We start from the raw sequence: 15,544 nt of genomic DNA, 5'->3' as shown, positions 1-15,544 counted from the left end.
GGCTGACCGGCCCGAAGGGAGTCCCGCCATGGAGACCGGCACCGTCAAGTGGTTCAACCCCGACCACGGCTACGGCTACATCACCCCCGACACCGGCGGCCCGGACGTCGCCGTCTACTACGACTCGGTCCTCGCCGACACCGACGCCCACCGCTACCTCCACCAGGGCCAGCGCGTCCGCTACGACGAGAAACTCGAGGAGTTCCGCCCCGTGGCCGAACACGTCACCCCCCTCACCCCCTGACCCGGACGCCCCTCACACCACCTGCCGATCCCGCCCCGTCGCCGGGCAGGAGTGACGCCCTCCCCACCGCCCACACTCACATACCGCCCCTTCACATCACACCACCTGCCGATCCCGCCCCCGCCCCGCCGCCGGAACGGTCGCCGGGCGGGAGTGGCGCCCGGTGCCCGTCGGGGGTTCGGGTTCGGCGCGCGGGGCGTAGCGGGCGGCGGGGGCGAGCAGCAGCCAGGTGCGGCCGGCCGGGGCGGCCAGGCCCATGCGGTGGAGCAGGTCGAGCGCGTCGCGGCGGAAGGCGGCGAGGTCGGCGAGGTAGCCCGCGTCCCAGCCGGCGCTCATCCCGTAGTCGTCGGTGATGTCGCCGAGGGTGCCGTCGATCAGCGCGTCGGGGACCAGGACGGCGGGCGGGGCGTTCTCGGCGGCAACCGGGCGGAGGTCCTCGACCAGGCGTTCGGCGAGCAGCAGGGCGGCCTGGGCGAGGGTGCCGGGGCCGGGGAGGGCGAGGTCGGTGAGTTCGTCGGCGGGGTCGAACAGGGCGACGCCCTCGGCCCGGATCTCGGCGGTGAGGCCGAGGAAGTCGGCGAACCGTTCCGTCTCGGCGGGGGCGGCGGCCAGCAGGTGGGCGCGTTCGGCGGGGGCGAGGTCGTCGTAGCGGACGACGGGGGTCTCGGCGAGCAGCCGGCGGACGGCGACCTGCGGTCCGGCGGCGGGCAGCGGGGGTGCGGTGAGCAGGTCGGCGGCGAGTTCGGCGGGCAGCCGCCACTCGTCGAGCAGGGCGCGGACGGGGGCGGGGGCGGGGCCGCCGGCCAGGGCGCGGGCGAGGGCGGCGTACCCGGCGGGGTCGAGGCCGGCCAGCGGGCGGCCGGGCAGCGGGGCCTTGTGCAGGCGGGCGTGGGCGGGGCCGAGGGTGAGGCGGTAGCCGAGCAGGGTGTGGAAGTGTTCGGCGAGCGGTTCGGCGTGACGCCGGATCAGGGCGAGTGCGGCGCCGTGCGGCCCGTCGGCGGTGACCAGCGGGTGGGCCATCAGCAGCCGGGCGGCGGTGCGCAGTTCGGTGGTGGCGGCGGGGTCGCCGGTGGCGGCGGGGCGTTCGGGTTTGCGGTGCCGGCCGCCGCCGGTGGGGCGGGTGCCGGCCTGGGCGGGTGCTTCGCGGCGTATCCGGCGGTAGCCGAGGGGGCGGAACAGCGGGGAGGTGCTGTGGTGGACGGTGGGGCCGTGCCACCAGCTGGTGCCGGGTGCGGGTTCGGCCTGCTGGGGTGCGCCGCCGAGGTGCCGGGCCCCGTAGGCGCCGAACACCCGGCTGGCCAGCAGGTCGGCCTCGGCGGGTTCGGCGGCGGCGAACCGGGCGGCCAACTCCTGGGCGGCGGCGGCCGGTTCGGCTGCTGACGGCCCGTCCGGCCGGCGGACCGACCGGGTCTGCGGGCGGCCGTCCGCGGGTGTGCCGGGGCGTGCCTGGGTGGCGAGCCGTCCTGCCCCGCCCGCGCGCCGCGTCCCCGTCCCGCCGGCCGCCGCGGCGGCGCCGGCGGCTGCTTCGTGCCGCTCCATGTCGGTGCCAAGCCTAGACGCCGGACCGACCGCTACGCGCCGGTAACAACCTCTTCCGCTGGTCGCCGCCGTCCCCTAGGGTTCCGGACATGCCACACCTGCCCGATGTCGTGCTCTGGTCGATACCGGCCTTCGTGCTGCTCACCGTCCTGGAGGTCGTCTCGTACCGGTTCCATCCGGACGAGGACGAGCAGGGCTACGCCGTGAAGGACACCGCGACGAGCCTGACCATGGGTCTGGGCTCGCTGCTGTTCGACGCGGGCTGGAAGATCCCGATCGTGGCGATCTACTCGTACCTCTACGAGTTGACGCCGCTGCGGGTGCCGGTGCTGTGGTGGACGGTGCCGCTGATGCTGCTCGCCCAGGACTTCTTCTACTACTGGTCGCACCGCGGCCACCACGTGATCCGGGTGCTGTGGGCCTGCCACGTGGTGCACCACTCCAGCCGGCACTACAACCTGTCGACCGCGCTGCGCCAGCCCTGGACCTCGGCCACCAGCTGGGTGTTCTTCGTGCCGATGGTGCTGGCGGGCGTGCACCCGGCGGCGCTGGCGTTCTGCTCCTCGGCGAACCTGGTGTACCAGTTCTGGATCCACACCGAGCGGATCGGCCGGCTCCCCCGCCCGGTCGAGTACGTCTTCAACACCCCCTCGCACCACCGGGTGCACCACGCCTCGCAGGGCGGCTACCTGGACCGCAACTTCGGCGGCATCCTGATCGTCTTCGACCGGCTGTTCGGCTCCTTCGCGGCGGAGGCCGAGCGCCCGGTGTACGGCCTGACCAAGAACATCGGCACCTTCAACCCGCTGCGGGTCGCCACCCACGAGTACGCCTCGATCGCCCGGGACGTCCGCGCCGCGACGTCCTGGGGCGACCGGCTGCGCCACCTGGCCAAGGGCCCGGGCTGGCAGCCCGCGCCGCGTACCGAGCCCACCGCCCCCGCCGCCGGACCGGAGAGTGCCGCCGCATGACCCCCGCCCGCACCCCGCGCACCGCGCGGGCCCTGCTGACCGCCTTCGCCGCCGTCTCGGTGGCGCACCTGCTGGCGATCGCCGTCCACCTGCCGCCCCTGCAGTACGCCACCAAGCCGCTGCTGATGCCGCTGCTGGCGGCCTGGGTGTGGGCGGCCGCGCGGCCCGGCACGCCGCGGCTGCTGGTGCCGGCGCTGCTGTTCGGCGCGGGCGGCGACATCCTGCTGGAGGTCGGCGGGACGGTGGCGTTCCTGGCCGGGATGGGCTCGTTCGCGGCCGGCCACGCCTGCTACGTGACGATGTTCGTCAAGCTGAGCACCGCCGCCGACCGCCGCCGGACCTCGCTGGTGGCGGGCTGCTACGCGGCGCTCTGGGCGGTGCTGGTCTTCCGGCTCTGGCCGGACCTGGACGCCGGGATGCGGATCCCGGTCGCGCTCTACAGCCTGCTGCTGACCGCCACCGCGGCGACCGCCGCCCGGATCAACCGGTGGGCCGGGCTGGGCGGGGCGCTGTTCCTGCTCTCCGACACCCTGATCGCCACCGACCTGGCGGGCTGGCGGCACCTGCCCGCGCACAGCTTCCTGATCATGCTGACGTACATCGCCGGCCAGTACCTGCTGACCGTCGGGACGCTGCGCCGCGCAGCCGCCTGAACGCGCGGGAAGGGCGGCACCCGTGACGGGTGCCGCCCTTCCTGCTGCCGCCGACCGCGGGGGACGCGCGGCCGGCCGGGTACGGCGGGCGCGTACCGGGGGCGGCTCAGGAGGCCCGGCCGGAGGCCGCGCCGCGGCGGCGCAGCAGCCAGAACCCGCCGATGCCGGCGGCGACCAGCCCGGCGCCGACGGCCAGCCGGGTGCCGTCCACGCCGACCGAGCCGCCCAGGCCGGTCTCCACCCCGCCGTGCGGGAGCCGGGCGCCCTCCCAGACGCCGGCCCCGGCGGCCGCGCCGCTGCTGGCGGTGGAGGCGGCCGCGATGGCGACCGCGCCGACGAAGCCGTCGCCGTTGGGGCACTTGCCGTCGATGCCCCAGGACGAGTCGGTGGTGGTGCGCTTGGCGGCGGCCGCGGCCATCTCCTGCTCGGAGATGACGGTGGCGCTGCCCGAGTACTTGCCGTCGGGGCCGACGCGGAGCGTGGTGGACCCGCCGGCGAAGGCCAGCGAGGTCGCGGTGACGGTCTTCTCCGTGCTGCTCGCGCACGTGACACTGACCGCGACCGACTGACCGGGCTGGGCCTGCGCGGGAGAGACCCAGGCGGGTTCGCTGCCCTTCGCGGACGCGGGGGCGGTGCCGGCCAGGCCGAGCAGGACGGTGGTGCCGAGCAGTGCGGCGGCGGCGGTGCGCGTCGGGCGCATGCCGTACCTCCAGGGGGTCGGGGTGGGGGCAGCGGACGGGTGACCGGTCCGCTACTCCTGGTTGCCGCCCACGCTAGGCAGTGCCGCCCGGCCCGGCGAACCCGTACGGCCGTTCGAGGCCGCCCGGGCCGGTCGGCGCGGCAGGCGCTCCGGGCCCGAACGACCTCGTGCCTGACGCGGCACTCGTGGGCGGCTACTCGTTGCGGGCGGTCTCCGGCCCGGTGATCCGGCGCAGCAGCGGCAGGGTCGCGCCGATGACCGCCAGTGCGGCGGTGAGCCCGGCGGCGACCGTCAGGTAGTAGGCCGCGCCGAGGGCGTGCAGCGTGTACTTGAGCTGCGAGCGCAGGAACAGGTCGGCGGCCAGCAGTCCGACGCCGATCGCCACCGCCGAGACCGCCAGCAGCGGGACGGCGGACTCCATCAGCACCACCCGGCGCAGCATCGACAGCGGCACCCCGGTCAGCCGCAGCAGGCTGAACGGCCGCTTGCGCTCGCCGAGCGCGGCGGCGGCGCTGACCGCCAGGCTGCAGCCCGCGATCGGGAAGGTCGCCAGGATCACCACGTTCGCCAGCTGCTGGTAGCCCTTCAGCTCGCTGCCGGACAGCTTCATCCCCTCCGCCAGGGTCAGCGCCTGCCGGGTCGCCGGGTAGGCGGCGTCCACCATGGTGCGGGCCCGCTCGACGGCGGCCTGCGAGCCGTCGGTGCCGACCACCACCTTCACCACCGGGAGCGCCGCGGCCTGCTCGGCGGTGTACGGGGCGGCGGGCCACGCGACGGCGGAGTAGTCGCGAAATCCGGCCCAGACGTACGCCACGTACGCGGTCGCCGCGCCGGGCGCGCAGTGGCCGAAGACCTGGACGGCCTCCAGTTGCCGGCAGTCCACCGTCTGGGCGGCCTCGGTCTCCCCGCCGGCGTCGATCGGCACCACCTTGCCGATCGGGTGCACCGGCAGCACGCCGCGCACGCCCGGGACCGCGAGCAGGGCGTCGAGCAGTTCGGGCGGCACGGGCCGGCCGGTGCTCTTGACCTGCCCGTCCGGGGTGTAGCCGCCGCCGAGGTCGTTGACCAGCACGTTGTCGTACTGCCGGCCGCCCTCGGGGCGTCCGCGTTCGGCGGTCATCGTGGTGATGATCCCGACCGTCGCGGTCATCACCAGCAGGGCCAGCACCAGGCCGCTGACGGCGCGGAACCCGGCGGTCGGGTTGTCGGCGAGCCGGCGCACCGCGAGCAGGGTGGCCGGGCGCTGGGTGCGCCGGGCCAGCAGGGCGGCCACCTGTCCGGTCAGCCAGGGGCCGGAGAGCACCAGGCCCAGCATGATCAGGCCGAACGCGGAGAGGTAGCCGCGGGTCTGGCCCTCGACCGAGGACGGGTGCCAGACCAGGAAGGCCGCCAGTTCGACCAGTCCGGCCAGCAGCGGCAGCACCCGCCAGGGGCGGGGCGGCTTCGGGGTGACCCGGCGGCTGACCCCGAGCGGGGAGATCCGCACCCGGCGCAGCGCGATCCGGGCGGCCGCGGCCGCGGCCAGCGGGACGCCCAGGGCGACGGCGGCGACCTGCGGCGGCGTCAGGGTGAGGTCGGAGGTGAAGAACCGGTCGCCGGTCAGCGACATCCCGGCGACCTGGCCGCGCACCGCGAGGAAGGGCAGGAAGCCGAGCAGCATGCCGACGGCGGCCGCGGCGGTGGCCTCGACGGCGGAGACCACCGAGACCTGCCGGGGCGTCGCGCCGACCAGCCGCATCGCGGCGAAGCGGCGTTCGCGCTGGGTGGCGGTCAGCCGGGTCGCGGTGCCGATCAGGATCAGCACCGGGAAGACCAGCGCGCCGGTGGCGACGGTGAGGATCAGCGCGGTGCCGTTGGACTTGATGCCGACCACGCAGTCGTCGCACCGGTCGGGCGAGGTGGCGGCGATCCGGTCGACCAGGGCGGCGTCCGGGAGTTCGCGCAGCGCCTGCGGGGTCCGGCCGACCAGGGCGACCAGGCTGTCGGGGGCGGGCAGCGCGTCCTTGCCGAGGATGCCGATCCGGTGGCCGCCGAAGCGGTCGCCGAGCTGTTCGGAGGGCGTGGCGTCGACCAGCCGGGCCAGGGCGGGCGACAGGTAGTACTCGCCGTCGGCGGGCATCCGGTCCACGCCGGGCGCGAGCGCGGCGGCGGTGCCGGTGAGGGCGACGTCGACCCGGCCGATCTCCCGGCCCTGGAAGGTGTCGCGCCGGGTCAGCCACCACATCGGGGCCTTCCCGTCCGCGCCCGCCCCCGCCGCCGCCTCCCGATCGGCGGGGGAACCGGCAGCGGCCCGGCCGTCGGCCGTGAAGCCGGTGTTGAACCAGGCGTAGCGGTCGTTCTGGGCGTGCACGGCGTTGACGGCCGCGAGGGTGGTGAGCAGCAGTCCGACGCCGATGGCGACGGCGGCGGCGGTGACCAGCAGGCGCAGCAGTGCTTCGCGGCCGCCGCTGACGGCGAGGCGCAGGCCGAGGCGGATCATCCGGCGGCCCGTCCGCTCAGCGAGGTGGCGCGGCCGTCGCGGACGATGGCCTCGCGGTCGGCGTAGGCGGCGATCCGGGCCTCGTGGGTGACCAGGACGACGGTGGTGCCCTGGGCGCGCGCGGAGTCGACCAGCAGGTCCATCACGTGCTCGCCGGTGAGCGAGTCGAGCGCGCCGGTGGGTTCGTCGGCGAACAGCACGCGCGGCTCGGCGACCAGGCCGCGGGCCAGCGCGACGCGCTGGGCCTGGCCGCCGGAGAGCTCGCCGGAGCGGCGGCCCTCCAGCCCGTCCAGGCCGAGCCGGGGGAACCAGCCGCGGGCCCGGGCCAGGGCGTCGGCGCGCTTGGCGCCGCCGAGCAGCAGCGGCAGGGCGACGTTCTCCTCGGCGGTCAACTCCGGTACCAGCTGGCCGAACTGGAAGACGAAGCCGAAGCTGTCGCGGCGCAGCGCGCTGCGCTCCTGCTCGCCGAGGCCGTCGATCCGGCGGCCGTCGAAGTGGATCTCGCCGCCGTCGGGGGCGAGGATGCCGGCCAGGCAGTGCAGCAGGGTGGACTTGCCGGAGCCGGAGGGGCCCATCACGGCGAGGATCTCGCCGGGGTCGACGGCGAGGTCGGCGCCGCGCAGGGCCGGGGTCTCGCCGAAGGAGAGGGTGACGGCGCGGGCTTCGATCAGGGGTGCGGTCATCGGGAGTTCACCTCTGCGGCGAGGGCGTCGAGCCGGGCGGCGGTCAGGTCGATCCAGCGCAGGTCGGACTCCAGGTGGAACAGGCCGTGGTCGGCGAGCAGGGCGTCGACCAGGCTGCCGGAGCGCTTGACCTCGGTGAGTTCGCGCATCCGCCGCAGGTGGGCGGCGCGCTGGGTGTCGAGGTAGTGCTCGGCGTCGCGGCCGAGCATCAGGGCGAGCACGACCTTGCTGAACAGCACGGTCTGCAGGTGGGGTTCGGCGGCGACCGGTTCGCGCAGCCAGTCCTCGAACTCGGTGGCCCCCGCTTCGGTGATCACGTACCGCTTGCGGTCCGGCCCGTCGCCGGCCTCGGGGTCGCCGACCACCACCTTCCCGTCCCGGGCCAGGCGCCCGAGGGTCGCGTAGACCTGTCCGAAGGGCAGCGGCTTCCCGCGTCCGAAGAAGGCGTCGTAGTCGCGCTTGAGGTCGTAGCCGTGGCTGGGCTCGCGTTCGAGGAGCCCGAGCAGGGTGAGGGGAACGCTCATGATCGGATCGTACGCCGGGCGTACACTCCACGTCTATACACTCGGAGAATACTCGGGCAGAAAAGCCCCTGACCTGCGAATTCTCCAGGGGGGGTGGGGCGGGCCGCCGGGTGGCCCGCCCCTGACGGGACCTCAGAGGTCGAGGTCGACCACCACCGGGGCGTGGTCCGAGGTGCCCTTGCCCTTGCGGGCCTCGCGGTCGACGTAGGTGTCGGTGACGGCGTCCGCGAAGGGCTTGTTGGCGTACGTCAGGTCGATCCGCATGCCGCGGTTCTTCGGGAAGGCCAGCGCCCGGTAGTCCCAGAAGGTGTAGGGGCGGTCGTACTTGAGGGCGCGCGGGACGACGTCCTGCAGGCCCGCCTCCTGGAGGGCGGCGAGGGTGTCGCGCTCGGGGGCGGTGACGTGGGTGAGGCCCTCGAAGGCGGCGAGGTCGTAGACGTCCTCGTCGGTGGGGGCGACGTTGAAGTCGCCGAGCACCGCGAACGGGCGCTCCCCCGCCGCGTCCTGCCGGACGGCGTCGCGCAGCGCGGCCATCCACTCCAGCTTGTAGCGGTAGTGCGCGTGGCCGACCTCGCGGCCGTTGGGCACGTACACCGACCAGACCCGGACCGGGCCGCAGGTCGCGGCGACGGCGCGCGGCTCGACCACCGGCAGCAGCGCGTCCTCGGCGAGGTAGCTGGGCTGGCCGGGCAGGTCGCGGACCACGTCCTCCAGGCCGATCCTCGACAGCAGGGCCACGCCGTTCCACCGGCCGTCGCCGTGCGCGGCGGAGGCGTAGCCCAGCTCGGCGACCGCCTCGGCGGGGAACGCGTCGGCGGCGCACTTGAGCTCCTGCAGGCACAGCACGTCCGGCTGGGCGGACTCCAGCCACTCCAGCAGCTTGGGCAGCCGGGCGGTGACGGAGTTGATGTTCCAGGTGGCGATGCGGACGGTCACGGCGGCCTTCCCTCGGCGGTGCGGACGGACGGGGCCCCGGCGCGGGCCGGGCACCCCGTCCGAACATACCGTCCGGCGCCGACAGCGCCCGGCAGCTGACGGCGGCTCAGTCTCGTCCGGCGGGGACGACCACCCCGGCCGCTCCGCCGCCGCGCCGGACCGGTTCGGCGGCGGCCAGCCAGCGGCCGTCCGGGAGCCGCTCGACGCCGGTGGCCGCGCCGATCTCCGGGGTCGCGGTGAAGACGTGGCCGAGCGCCCGGAGCCGCGCCGCCTCGGGCGAGGCCAGGAAGGCCGGTTCGGCCTGGGTGGCGGCGGTGTTGCGCTGGCTGGCCCGGGGCGCGGCGATGGCCTGTTCCAGCGTCAGGCCCCGGTCGACCCGGCCGGTCAGCACCTGCAGCACGGTGGTGATGATGGTGGCGCCGCCGGGCGAGCCGAGCGCCAGGTAGGGCCGGCCGTCCTTGAGCACGATCGTCGGCGAGATCGAGGAGCGCGGCCGCTTCGCCGGGCCGGGCAGGTTCGGGTCGGGGACGCCGGGGGTGAGCGGCGCGAAGTCGAAGTCGGTGAGCTCGTTGTTGAGCAGGAAGCCGCGGCCGGGAACGGTGATGCCGCTGCCGCCGGTCTGCTCGATGGTCAGCGTGTAGGCGACCACGTTGCCCCAGCGGTCGGCGACGGTCAGGTGGGTGGTGCTCTGCCCCTCGTACGGCTCGGCGACGGCCGGGCCCGCGGCGGTGCAGGGCGCCGGGTGGTACGGGTCGCCGGGGGCGAGCGGGCTGGTCAGGGCGTGGTCCGGGTCGATGAGGCAGGCCCGGGCCTTGGCGTAGGCGGGGTCGAGCAGTCGGCGGGTCGGCACCTGGACGGCGCCCGGGTCGCCGACCCAGCGGTTGCGGTCGGCGAAGGCGATCCGGCTGGCCTCCAGGTACTGGTGGTCGTAGGCGGCCGGGTCGGTGAGCCCCGCGGCGCCGTTGGCGGCCAGGACGTTCAGCGCCTCGCCGACGGTGGTCCCGCCGGAGGAGGACGGCGCGATGCCGTACACGTCCAGGCCGCGGTAGTTCACGTGGGTCGGGTCCTGGGCGCGGACCCGGTAGGCGGCCAGGTCGGCGGCGTCGACCTTCCCCGGGCGGGCGGTGCGGCCGGAGGCCGGGTCGACCGGCGGGTGCTGGAGGGTGCGGACGATGTCGGCGCCGATCGGGCCCCGGTACAGCGCGTCGGTGCCGCGGCGGCCCAGCTCCCGGTAGGTGGCGGCCAGGTCGGGGTTGCGCAGGGTCGAGCCGACGGCGGGCAGTCGGCCGTTCGGCAGGAACAGCGCGCGGGTGGCCGGGAAGTCCTGGAACCGGGCCCGGTTGGCGGCGGTCTGGTCCTGGAAGGTCTGGTCGACGGTGAAGCCGCGGTCGGCGATCCGCTCGGCCGGCTTGAGCACGTCCGCCAGGCTGCGGCTGCCCCAGCGGCGCAGCGCCTGCTCCCAGGTCGCGGCGGTGCCGGGCACGCCGACGGACAGGCCGCTGGTGACGGCGTCGTCGAAGGCCAGCGGCTTGCCGCCCTCCAGGAACAGCGAGCTGTCCGCGCCGCGCGAGGCGGTCTCCCGCCCGTCCAGGGTCTCGACCCGGCCGGTGCGGGCGTCGTAGTGGACGAAGTACCCGCCGCCGCCGATGCCCGCCGAGTAGGGCTCGGTGACGCCCAGCGCGGCGGCGGTGGCCACCGCGGCGTCCACCGCGTTGCCGCCGCGCCGCAGCACCTCCAGCCCGGCGGCGGTCGCGTCGGCGTCCACGCTGGCCACCGCCCCGCCCCACCCGGTGGCCACCGGCTGCTTGCCCGGCGGAGCCTGCCCGGCCTGTGCGGGCGCGGTACCCGCCAGCAGGCCCGCGGCGGTGACGAGCGCGAAGGCGGGGACGAAACGGGCGAGCACTCCCATGTGCGACCTCCCGGGGGACGGCATCGGTCCCCCGTTGTCCCACACCCGCCGTGCACCGGACAACCCGCTGTTCGGCCAACCGGAGCCGTTTCACCAAGAGTTGACACCACGTCAACACGACCCCGGCCGGACGGAGCGCAGCGAAAGGGGCGACCTGTGGAAGCAACGGAGCCCGGGCGGCCACCAGGCGGACCGCCACCGCCGGAGGCCACCGGGCCGGGAACAGGAGCCGACCCGGCGGCCGCCGGCGGCGCGAGAGCGAGCAGGAAGCCCACAGAGCCCCGCGCAGCGGACACAGCACCGCCCAGCGGCACAGCACCGCCCAGCGGCACAGCACCGCCCAGCGGCACAGCACCGCCCAGCGGCACAGCACCGCCCAGCGGCACAGCACCGCCCAGCGGCACAGCACCGCGCAGCGGGCAAAGCCCCGCGCAGCGGGCGGGGCGCCATGGCCCCGTGGCCGCTGTGGCGGCGGGGGCGGCCGGGGTGCGGCGGGGTCAGGGGGTGACGCGGTGGCGTTTGACGGTGCGGAAGCGGCGGGCGACCTGGCGGGCCAGGTCGGCGGCGCCGACCAGGCCCGCCTCGTTGCCGAGGGCGGCGTGCACGATCTCGGCCTCGGGGCGGAAGCCGCGGCCGGTGAGGGTGCGGCGGAAGGCGTCGCGGGCGGGGGCGAGCAGCAGGTCGCCGGCCTCACTGACGCCGCCGCCGACGACGAAGCGGCCGGGGTCGAGCGCGGCGGCCAGGTTGGCGATGCCGACGCCGAGCCAGCGGCCGACCTCGTAGAGGAGTTCGACGGCGACGGCGTCGCCGTCCCGGGCGGCCTCGGTGACCAGCGGGCCGGTGATGCCCAGCGGGGTGCCGCCGGCCCGGGCGAGCAGCGGCTGGACGACCGGGGACTCCTCGGCGGCGAGTTCGCGGGCCTCGCGGACCAGCGCGTTGCCGGAGGAGTACTGCTCCCAGCAGCCGCGGTTGCCGCACGGGCAGCGGTGGCCGCCGGGCACCACCTGCATGTGGCCGAACTCGCCCGCCAGGCCGTGCTTGCCCCGGTCGACCCGGCCGTCGCGGACCACGGCGCCGCCGATCCCGGTGCCGAGGGTGATCATCACCATGTGGTCCTCGTCCCGGCCGGCGCCGAAGCGCCACTCGGCCCAGGCGGCGGCGTTGGCGTCGTTCTCCACCACCACCGGGAAGCGCAGCCGGGAGCTGAGCGCCTGCTGCAGGGGCTCGCCGCGCCAGTTCAGGTGCGGGGCGAACAGCACGGTGGAGCGCTCGGCGTCGACCCAGCCGGCCGCGCCGACGCCGACCGCGTGCACGTCGTGCTTGTCGGCGAGTTGGAGGACCAGGTCGACGATGACGTCCTCGACCACCTTGGGGCTCTTGCTCTTGTCGGGGGTCTCGGTGCGCAGCCGGTCCACGACGTTGCCCTCGCCGTCGACGACGCCCGCGACCACTTTGGTGCCGCCGATGTCCACGCCGACGGTGGGGAGCCGGAGCAGCCCGGCGGGCAGGGTGCGGCGGCGGCGTTCGGCGCGGGGGCCGAGGCCCAGCAGGTTGGGCAGGACGGGGCGGGCGGGGCCGTTGGCGCGGGTCACGGAACGAATGCTCCTTGATTGGGTAAAGGTTGCGGTCCGGTGGCGGAGGGCTGTGGACGAACTGGCAGACTGAGCGCAGAACGCACAGCGGATTCTCACGAAAACGTGATGTTCCTCTCAGGTTTTCGCGAGTGTCGACAGCAACTGATCGCGTGTATGACGCAGTCTGACAAGTGTGATGCGTGAACCGGGGGACCGTGCCCCGGACGGCCGGACGACCCGATTCGAGAGACCCCGATGCAGCTGACAGGCACCCCGTTCCTCCTCCTCACGATCGTGCTGGTGCCGATCTCGATCGCGGTGGCCCTGCTGCTGTGGGGCCGGGTGCGGGGTCCGCGGCCCGTTCAGGCGCTGTCCAGGATCGTGATGCTGCTCTTCTGCCAGCTCACCGCCGTCATGATGGTCTTCGTCATGGTCAACAACGCCAACCTGATCTACGGCAGCTGGGACGACCTGCTGGGCACCGGCAACCACGTCCGCGCGGTGCCGAACGTGCAGGCGCAGGCCGACGGCGGGGCGGCGGGCACGCCGGGCAACGACGCCCAGCGGCCCAAGGTGATCCAGCAGTTCAAGCCGGTCGGCGACCCGAAGGTGCCGAACGACGTGCAGACCACCGACCTCAAGGGCCAGGTGTCCGGCGTGGACGGCGAGGTGCTGGTCTGGCTGCCGCCGCAGTACAACGACCCGGCGTACAAGGACAAGACCTTCCCGGTGGTGGAGCTGCTGCCGGGCTGGCCGGGCTCCTCGAAGACCTGGTTCGGCACCCTGAAGGTCTCCGAGCAGCTGAAGCCGATGATGCAGAGCGGGCAGGTCTCCCCGTTCATCCTGATCTCGCCGCGCACCAACCTGCTGGGCGACAACACCGACACCGGCTGCGCGGACGTCCCCGGCAAGGTCAACGCGGACACCTGGCTGTCGCGGGACGTGCCGCAGATGGTGCTGGACAACTTCCGCGTCGACCCGGCCGCCGACCGCTGGGCGGTGGCCGGCTACTCGGCGGGCGCGCACTGCGCGGCCAAGCTCGCCCTGGAGCACCCGGACCGCTACCGGGCCGGGGTCAGCCTGTCCGGGTACAACGACCCGGGCATCGAGGACAAGTCGCTGACCGCCAAGGACCCGCACCTGCGCGAGGTCTCCAACCCGCTGAACATCCTGAAGTCCGCCAAGACCCCGCCGAAGACCGCGCTGTACGTCAGCGGCAACAAGGGCGACGGCCTGGAGGCGGGCGAGGCGCTGAAGGCGGCCGCCAAGGCCCCGACCACGGTGACCGTGCAGGAGACCACCGGCGCGCACAGCAGCGACGTCTGGAAGCCGATGGTCCCGGGCGTGTTCACCTGGCTGACCTCGATCATCCCGGCCGCCGGGCACTGACCGCGGACGCGACGAGGGGGTGCGGGCCCGGAGCCCGCACCCCCTCGTCGCGTCCTGACGGGCGGTCAGGACTTCGGCAGCGTGTTGACGTAGCCGGTGCCCGCGGCGTAGAAGCCGTCGACGGTCTTCTGCACGTCGGCCTGCGAGACGGCCTGGTCGGCCTTGTAGTAGAACCAGTTGACCTTCATGTCCCAGCTGCGCTGCCCGGCGATCGAGGGCATCAGGTCGATGAACCAGTTGCTGAAGTGGATGTCCATCTTCTCGCGCGGCACGTACTTGCCGGTGCTGGTGAACAGGTCCTTGCCGTCCAGCGAGTAGGTGACCTTGCCGTCCATCGCGGTGATCATCATCAGGTGCCAGCCGCCGAGGTTCTTCTTCAGCGCGTGGGTGACCCGGTCCGGCGGGTCGGACTTGAACCAGCTGGTGGTGTCCAGCTGCGGGCCCACCGAGCCCCAGCCGCCGTTGGGCATGTACTCGTAGTCGAGTTCGCTGTAGTTCGCCGAGGAGTCCTCGGGGGAGATCGGGAAGAAGGTCTGCACGACGTGGTCGCCGGTGCGGCCGGCGGCGGGCTTGTCGGCGAGGTAGACCCGGGCCGCGAAGGTGCCGTTGAGCAGGTTGGCGCCGGTGCTGTGCACCTCGACCTGCTTGGTGCCCTGCTTGGTGCCGTCGGTGGACGAGCTCAGCTTGAGCACCCGGCCGCCCTGGGCGTCGGCGTCCTCGGGGAAGGCGGCGCCGGCGGTGGACCAGCTGTCCTTGATGCCCGGACCGCCCGCACCGTCCCGGACCGCCCAGCCGTGGGCGGCCAGTTCGGGGTCGTCGGCGCCGGTGTAGTGGAAGGTGTCGAACATCGTGCCGGGCGGGCCGGTCGGCGTCGGGGACGGCGACGCGGCGGCGCCGGAGGCGGACTTCCCGTCCGCGGCGGCCCGGGAGCCGCCGGGGGCCGGGCTGCTGGAGCAGGCGGCGAGCACGCACACCAGGGCCGGCAGCGCGAGCACCCTCCACGCGCGGGAACGGGGGACGCGGCGGGGCTGGCTCACACGGGCTCCTTGGGCGTGGCGGCGGGCCGGTGGCGGAACGTCCGGGGCGCCCGCTGCGCGGGGGGCCGGACGACCGATCGTACGAAGCGGTCATCTTAACGGGGGGGCGCAAGGGCGCCTCCCCGGGCGGGGGCCCGGTCCTGACGGACATGAGCCAAGGTCACCGCTCCGTACACGCTTGTGCACGGCGCCAGTGCAACGGTCATCTCGATCCGATTACAACACCGCGCCAGATCGCACCAAACCAGGACATCGGTTCCCATTCCGTTCGGACCGGTGGACTAGCGTTCGGCCTACGCTCCCGCGTCCCCCGTAACCCTGCACTGAAAGGGGCCCCGCAAGGTGCGCCCTGCCACGACCCCTCCCCCCGGACCCGGACCGGCGTACCCGGCGGAGCCCGCCGTGCCCGACGACCGGTTCCGGGACTTCCCGGACCTCCGGGAGTTCCAGGAGGCCGGGGAGCCCGAGGAGTTGGCCCCCGAGCCGGTGTTCGTCGACCAGTCCGGCCTGCGCGGCCGGCTGCTGCGCGGACTGGGCTGGCCGGTCTCGCTGGTGGGCGCGGTCCTGGCGGTCGCCATGGGCGGCAGCCTGATCGGCATGCAGGCCGACGCCCCGCCGCTGGTGGTCCCCCCGCAGCCCGCCCAGTCGCCGGCCGCGCAGGCCCCGGTGTCGCCCTCCCCCGCCGCGTCGCCGACGGCCGCCGAGTCGCCCTCGCCCTCGCCCTCGGCGACCTCTTCCCGGACGGCCGTGCGCCCCAGCGGCACCCCGTCGAAACCGACCGGCACCAAGGCCACCGGTACCAGGACCACCGGCGCGAAGTCCACCGCCGGGCAGCCCGGGTCGACGCCGACCGGCACGTCGCCCAAGCAGCCCTGACCGTCCGCACCGCCCATCTCCAGGAGCGCC

Annotated in this window: 14 protein-coding genes; 5 read left to right on the top strand and 9 right to left on the bottom strand. The window is 74.8% G+C overall.

What is annotated here, in order from left to right; genetic code table 11:
• The first annotated feature begins 28 nt into the window (after positions 1-28).
• Entirely contained in the window at positions 29-244 is a 216-nt protein-coding gene (locus tag OU787_RS29325; protein WP_030460366.1) for a cold-shock protein, read from the top strand.
• Between the two features lie 96 nt (positions 245-340).
• Here the strand turns inward: OU787_RS29325 and OU787_RS29320 are convergent, their stop codons facing one another.
• On the bottom strand, positions 341-1,783 hold the full coding sequence (locus OU787_RS29320) for a DUF2398 family protein (RefSeq protein WP_268661170.1): 1,443 nt from the start codon (positions 1,781-1,783) through the stop codon (positions 341-343).
• 89 nt (positions 1,784-1,872) lie between these two features.
• On the opposite strand from OU787_RS29320, the gene OU787_RS29315 reads away from it, so the two are divergent.
• Complete coding sequence (locus OU787_RS29315; protein WP_030460368.1) at positions 1,873-2,754, top strand: sterol desaturase family protein; 882 nt, start codon at positions 1,873-1,875, stop codon at positions 2,752-2,754.
• A complete protein-coding gene (locus OU787_RS29310; RefSeq protein WP_051816981.1) occupies positions 2,751-3,407 on the top strand; it encodes a lysoplasmalogenase in 657 nt (218 codons plus the stop codon). The genes OU787_RS29315 and OU787_RS29310 overlap by 4 nt, the downstream gene beginning before the upstream one ends.
• Before the next feature lie 106 nt (positions 3,408-3,513).
• Here OU787_RS29310 and OU787_RS29305 read toward each other — a convergent pair whose 3' ends face one another.
• The 7 genes from OU787_RS29305 to OU787_RS29275 all read right to left on the bottom strand — a co-directional run bounded on the left by OU787_RS29305 (position 3,514) and on the right by OU787_RS29275 (position 12,230).
• Positions 3,514-4,107 carry a hypothetical protein gene (locus OU787_RS29305; protein ID WP_030460370.1) on the bottom strand — a complete coding sequence of 198 codons (594 nt, stop codon included), beginning with the start codon at positions 4,105-4,107 and terminating at the stop codon, positions 3,514-3,516.
• Between the two features lie 193 nt (positions 4,108-4,300).
• Positions 4,301-6,586: an ABC transporter permease gene (locus OU787_RS29300; protein ID WP_268661169.1), complete on the bottom strand. Its 2,286-nt coding sequence runs from the start codon at positions 6,584-6,586 to the stop codon at positions 4,301-4,303.
• A complete protein-coding gene (locus OU787_RS29295) occupies positions 6,583-7,269 on the bottom strand; it encodes an ABC transporter ATP-binding protein (RefSeq protein ID WP_030460372.1) in 687 nt (228 codons plus the stop codon). The genes OU787_RS29300 and OU787_RS29295 overlap by 4 nt, the downstream gene beginning before the upstream one ends.
• Positions 7,266-7,793 carry a PadR family transcriptional regulator gene (locus OU787_RS29290; RefSeq protein ID WP_030460373.1) on the bottom strand — a complete coding sequence of 176 codons (528 nt, stop codon included), beginning with the start codon at positions 7,791-7,793 and terminating at the stop codon, positions 7,266-7,268. Before OU787_RS29290 ends, OU787_RS29295 begins: the two co-directional genes overlap by 4 nt.
• A gap of 132 nt (positions 7,794-7,925) precedes the next feature.
• A complete protein-coding gene (locus tag OU787_RS29285; protein ID WP_268661168.1) occupies positions 7,926-8,729 on the bottom strand; it encodes an exodeoxyribonuclease III in 804 nt (267 codons plus the stop codon).
• 106 nt (positions 8,730-8,835) lie between these two features.
• A complete protein-coding gene (gene ggt / locus OU787_RS29280; RefSeq protein ID WP_268661167.1) occupies positions 8,836-10,638 on the bottom strand; it encodes a gamma-glutamyltransferase in 1,803 nt (600 codons plus the stop codon).
• 497 nt (positions 10,639-11,135) lie between these two features.
• On the bottom strand, positions 11,136-12,230 hold the full coding sequence (locus OU787_RS29275; RefSeq protein WP_030460376.1) for an ROK family glucokinase: 1,095 nt from the start codon (positions 12,228-12,230) through the stop codon (positions 11,136-11,138).
• A 237-nt stretch (positions 12,231-12,467) separates the two neighbouring features.
• Here OU787_RS29275 and OU787_RS29270 point away from each other — a divergent pair, with 237 nt between their 5' ends.
• Positions 12,468-13,601, top strand: a complete 1,134-nt coding sequence (locus tag OU787_RS29270) for an alpha/beta hydrolase (RefSeq protein WP_268661166.1) — start codon at positions 12,468-12,470, stop codon at positions 13,599-13,601.
• Positions 13,602-13,666: 65 nt separating this feature from the next.
• Here the strand turns inward: OU787_RS29270 and OU787_RS29265 are convergent, their stop codons facing one another.
• The gene (locus OU787_RS29265; protein WP_268661165.1) at positions 13,667-14,638 is read right to left on the bottom strand and encodes a glycoside hydrolase family 16 protein; all 972 of its coding nucleotides are present in this window, start codon (positions 14,636-14,638) and stop codon (positions 13,667-13,669) included.
• Positions 14,639-15,040: 402 nt separating this feature from the next.
• Here OU787_RS29265 and OU787_RS29260 point away from each other — a divergent pair, with 402 nt between their 5' ends.
• Positions 15,041-15,514, top strand: a complete 474-nt coding sequence (locus OU787_RS29260) for a hypothetical protein (protein ID WP_268661164.1) — start codon at positions 15,041-15,043, stop codon at positions 15,512-15,514.
• Positions 15,515-15,544 lie beyond the last annotated feature (30 nt).

This window comes from Kitasatospora sp. YST-16, from assembly GCF_026802215.1.
GTDB lineage: Bacteria > Actinomycetota > Actinomycetes > Streptomycetales > Streptomycetaceae > Kitasatospora > Kitasatospora cineracea.
The sequence above is the reverse complement of the archived record's forward strand: the minus strand, read 5'-3'. Positions and strand labels throughout refer to the sequence as shown.

Coding starts and splice junctions, on each gene's coding strand:
- OU787_RS29270 (WP_268661166.1), top strand. CDS start 12,468: ATGCAGCTGACAGGCACCCCGTTCCTCCTCCTCACGATCGTGCTGGTG.
- OU787_RS29310 (WP_051816981.1), top strand. CDS start 2,751: ATGACCCCCGCCCGCACCCCGCGCACCGCGCGGGCCCTGCTGACCGCC.
- OU787_RS29300 (WP_268661169.1), bottom strand. CDS start 6,586: ATGATCCGCCTCGGCCTGCGCCTCGCCGTCAGCGGCGGCCGCGAAGCA.
- OU787_RS29320 (WP_268661170.1), bottom strand. CDS start 1,783: ATGGAGCGGCACGAAGCAGCCGCCGGCGCCGCCGCGGCGGCCGGCGGG.
- ggt (WP_268661167.1), bottom strand. CDS start 10,638: ATGGGAGTGCTCGCCCGTTTCGTCCCCGCCTTCGCGCTCGTCACCGCC.
- OU787_RS29315 (WP_030460368.1), top strand. CDS start 1,873: ATGCCACACCTGCCCGATGTCGTGCTCTGGTCGATACCGGCCTTCGTG.
- OU787_RS29295 (WP_030460372.1), bottom strand. CDS start 7,269: ATGACCGCACCCCTGATCGAAGCCCGCGCCGTCACCCTCTCCTTCGGC.
- OU787_RS29290 (WP_030460373.1), bottom strand. CDS start 7,793: ATGAGCGTTCCCCTCACCCTGCTCGGGCTCCTCGAACGCGAGCCCAGC.
- OU787_RS29325 (WP_030460366.1), top strand. CDS start 29: ATGGAGACCGGCACCGTCAAGTGGTTCAACCCCGACCACGGCTACGGC.
- OU787_RS29305 (WP_030460370.1), bottom strand. CDS start 4,107: ATGCGCCCGACGCGCACCGCCGCCGCCGCACTGCTCGGCACCACCGTC.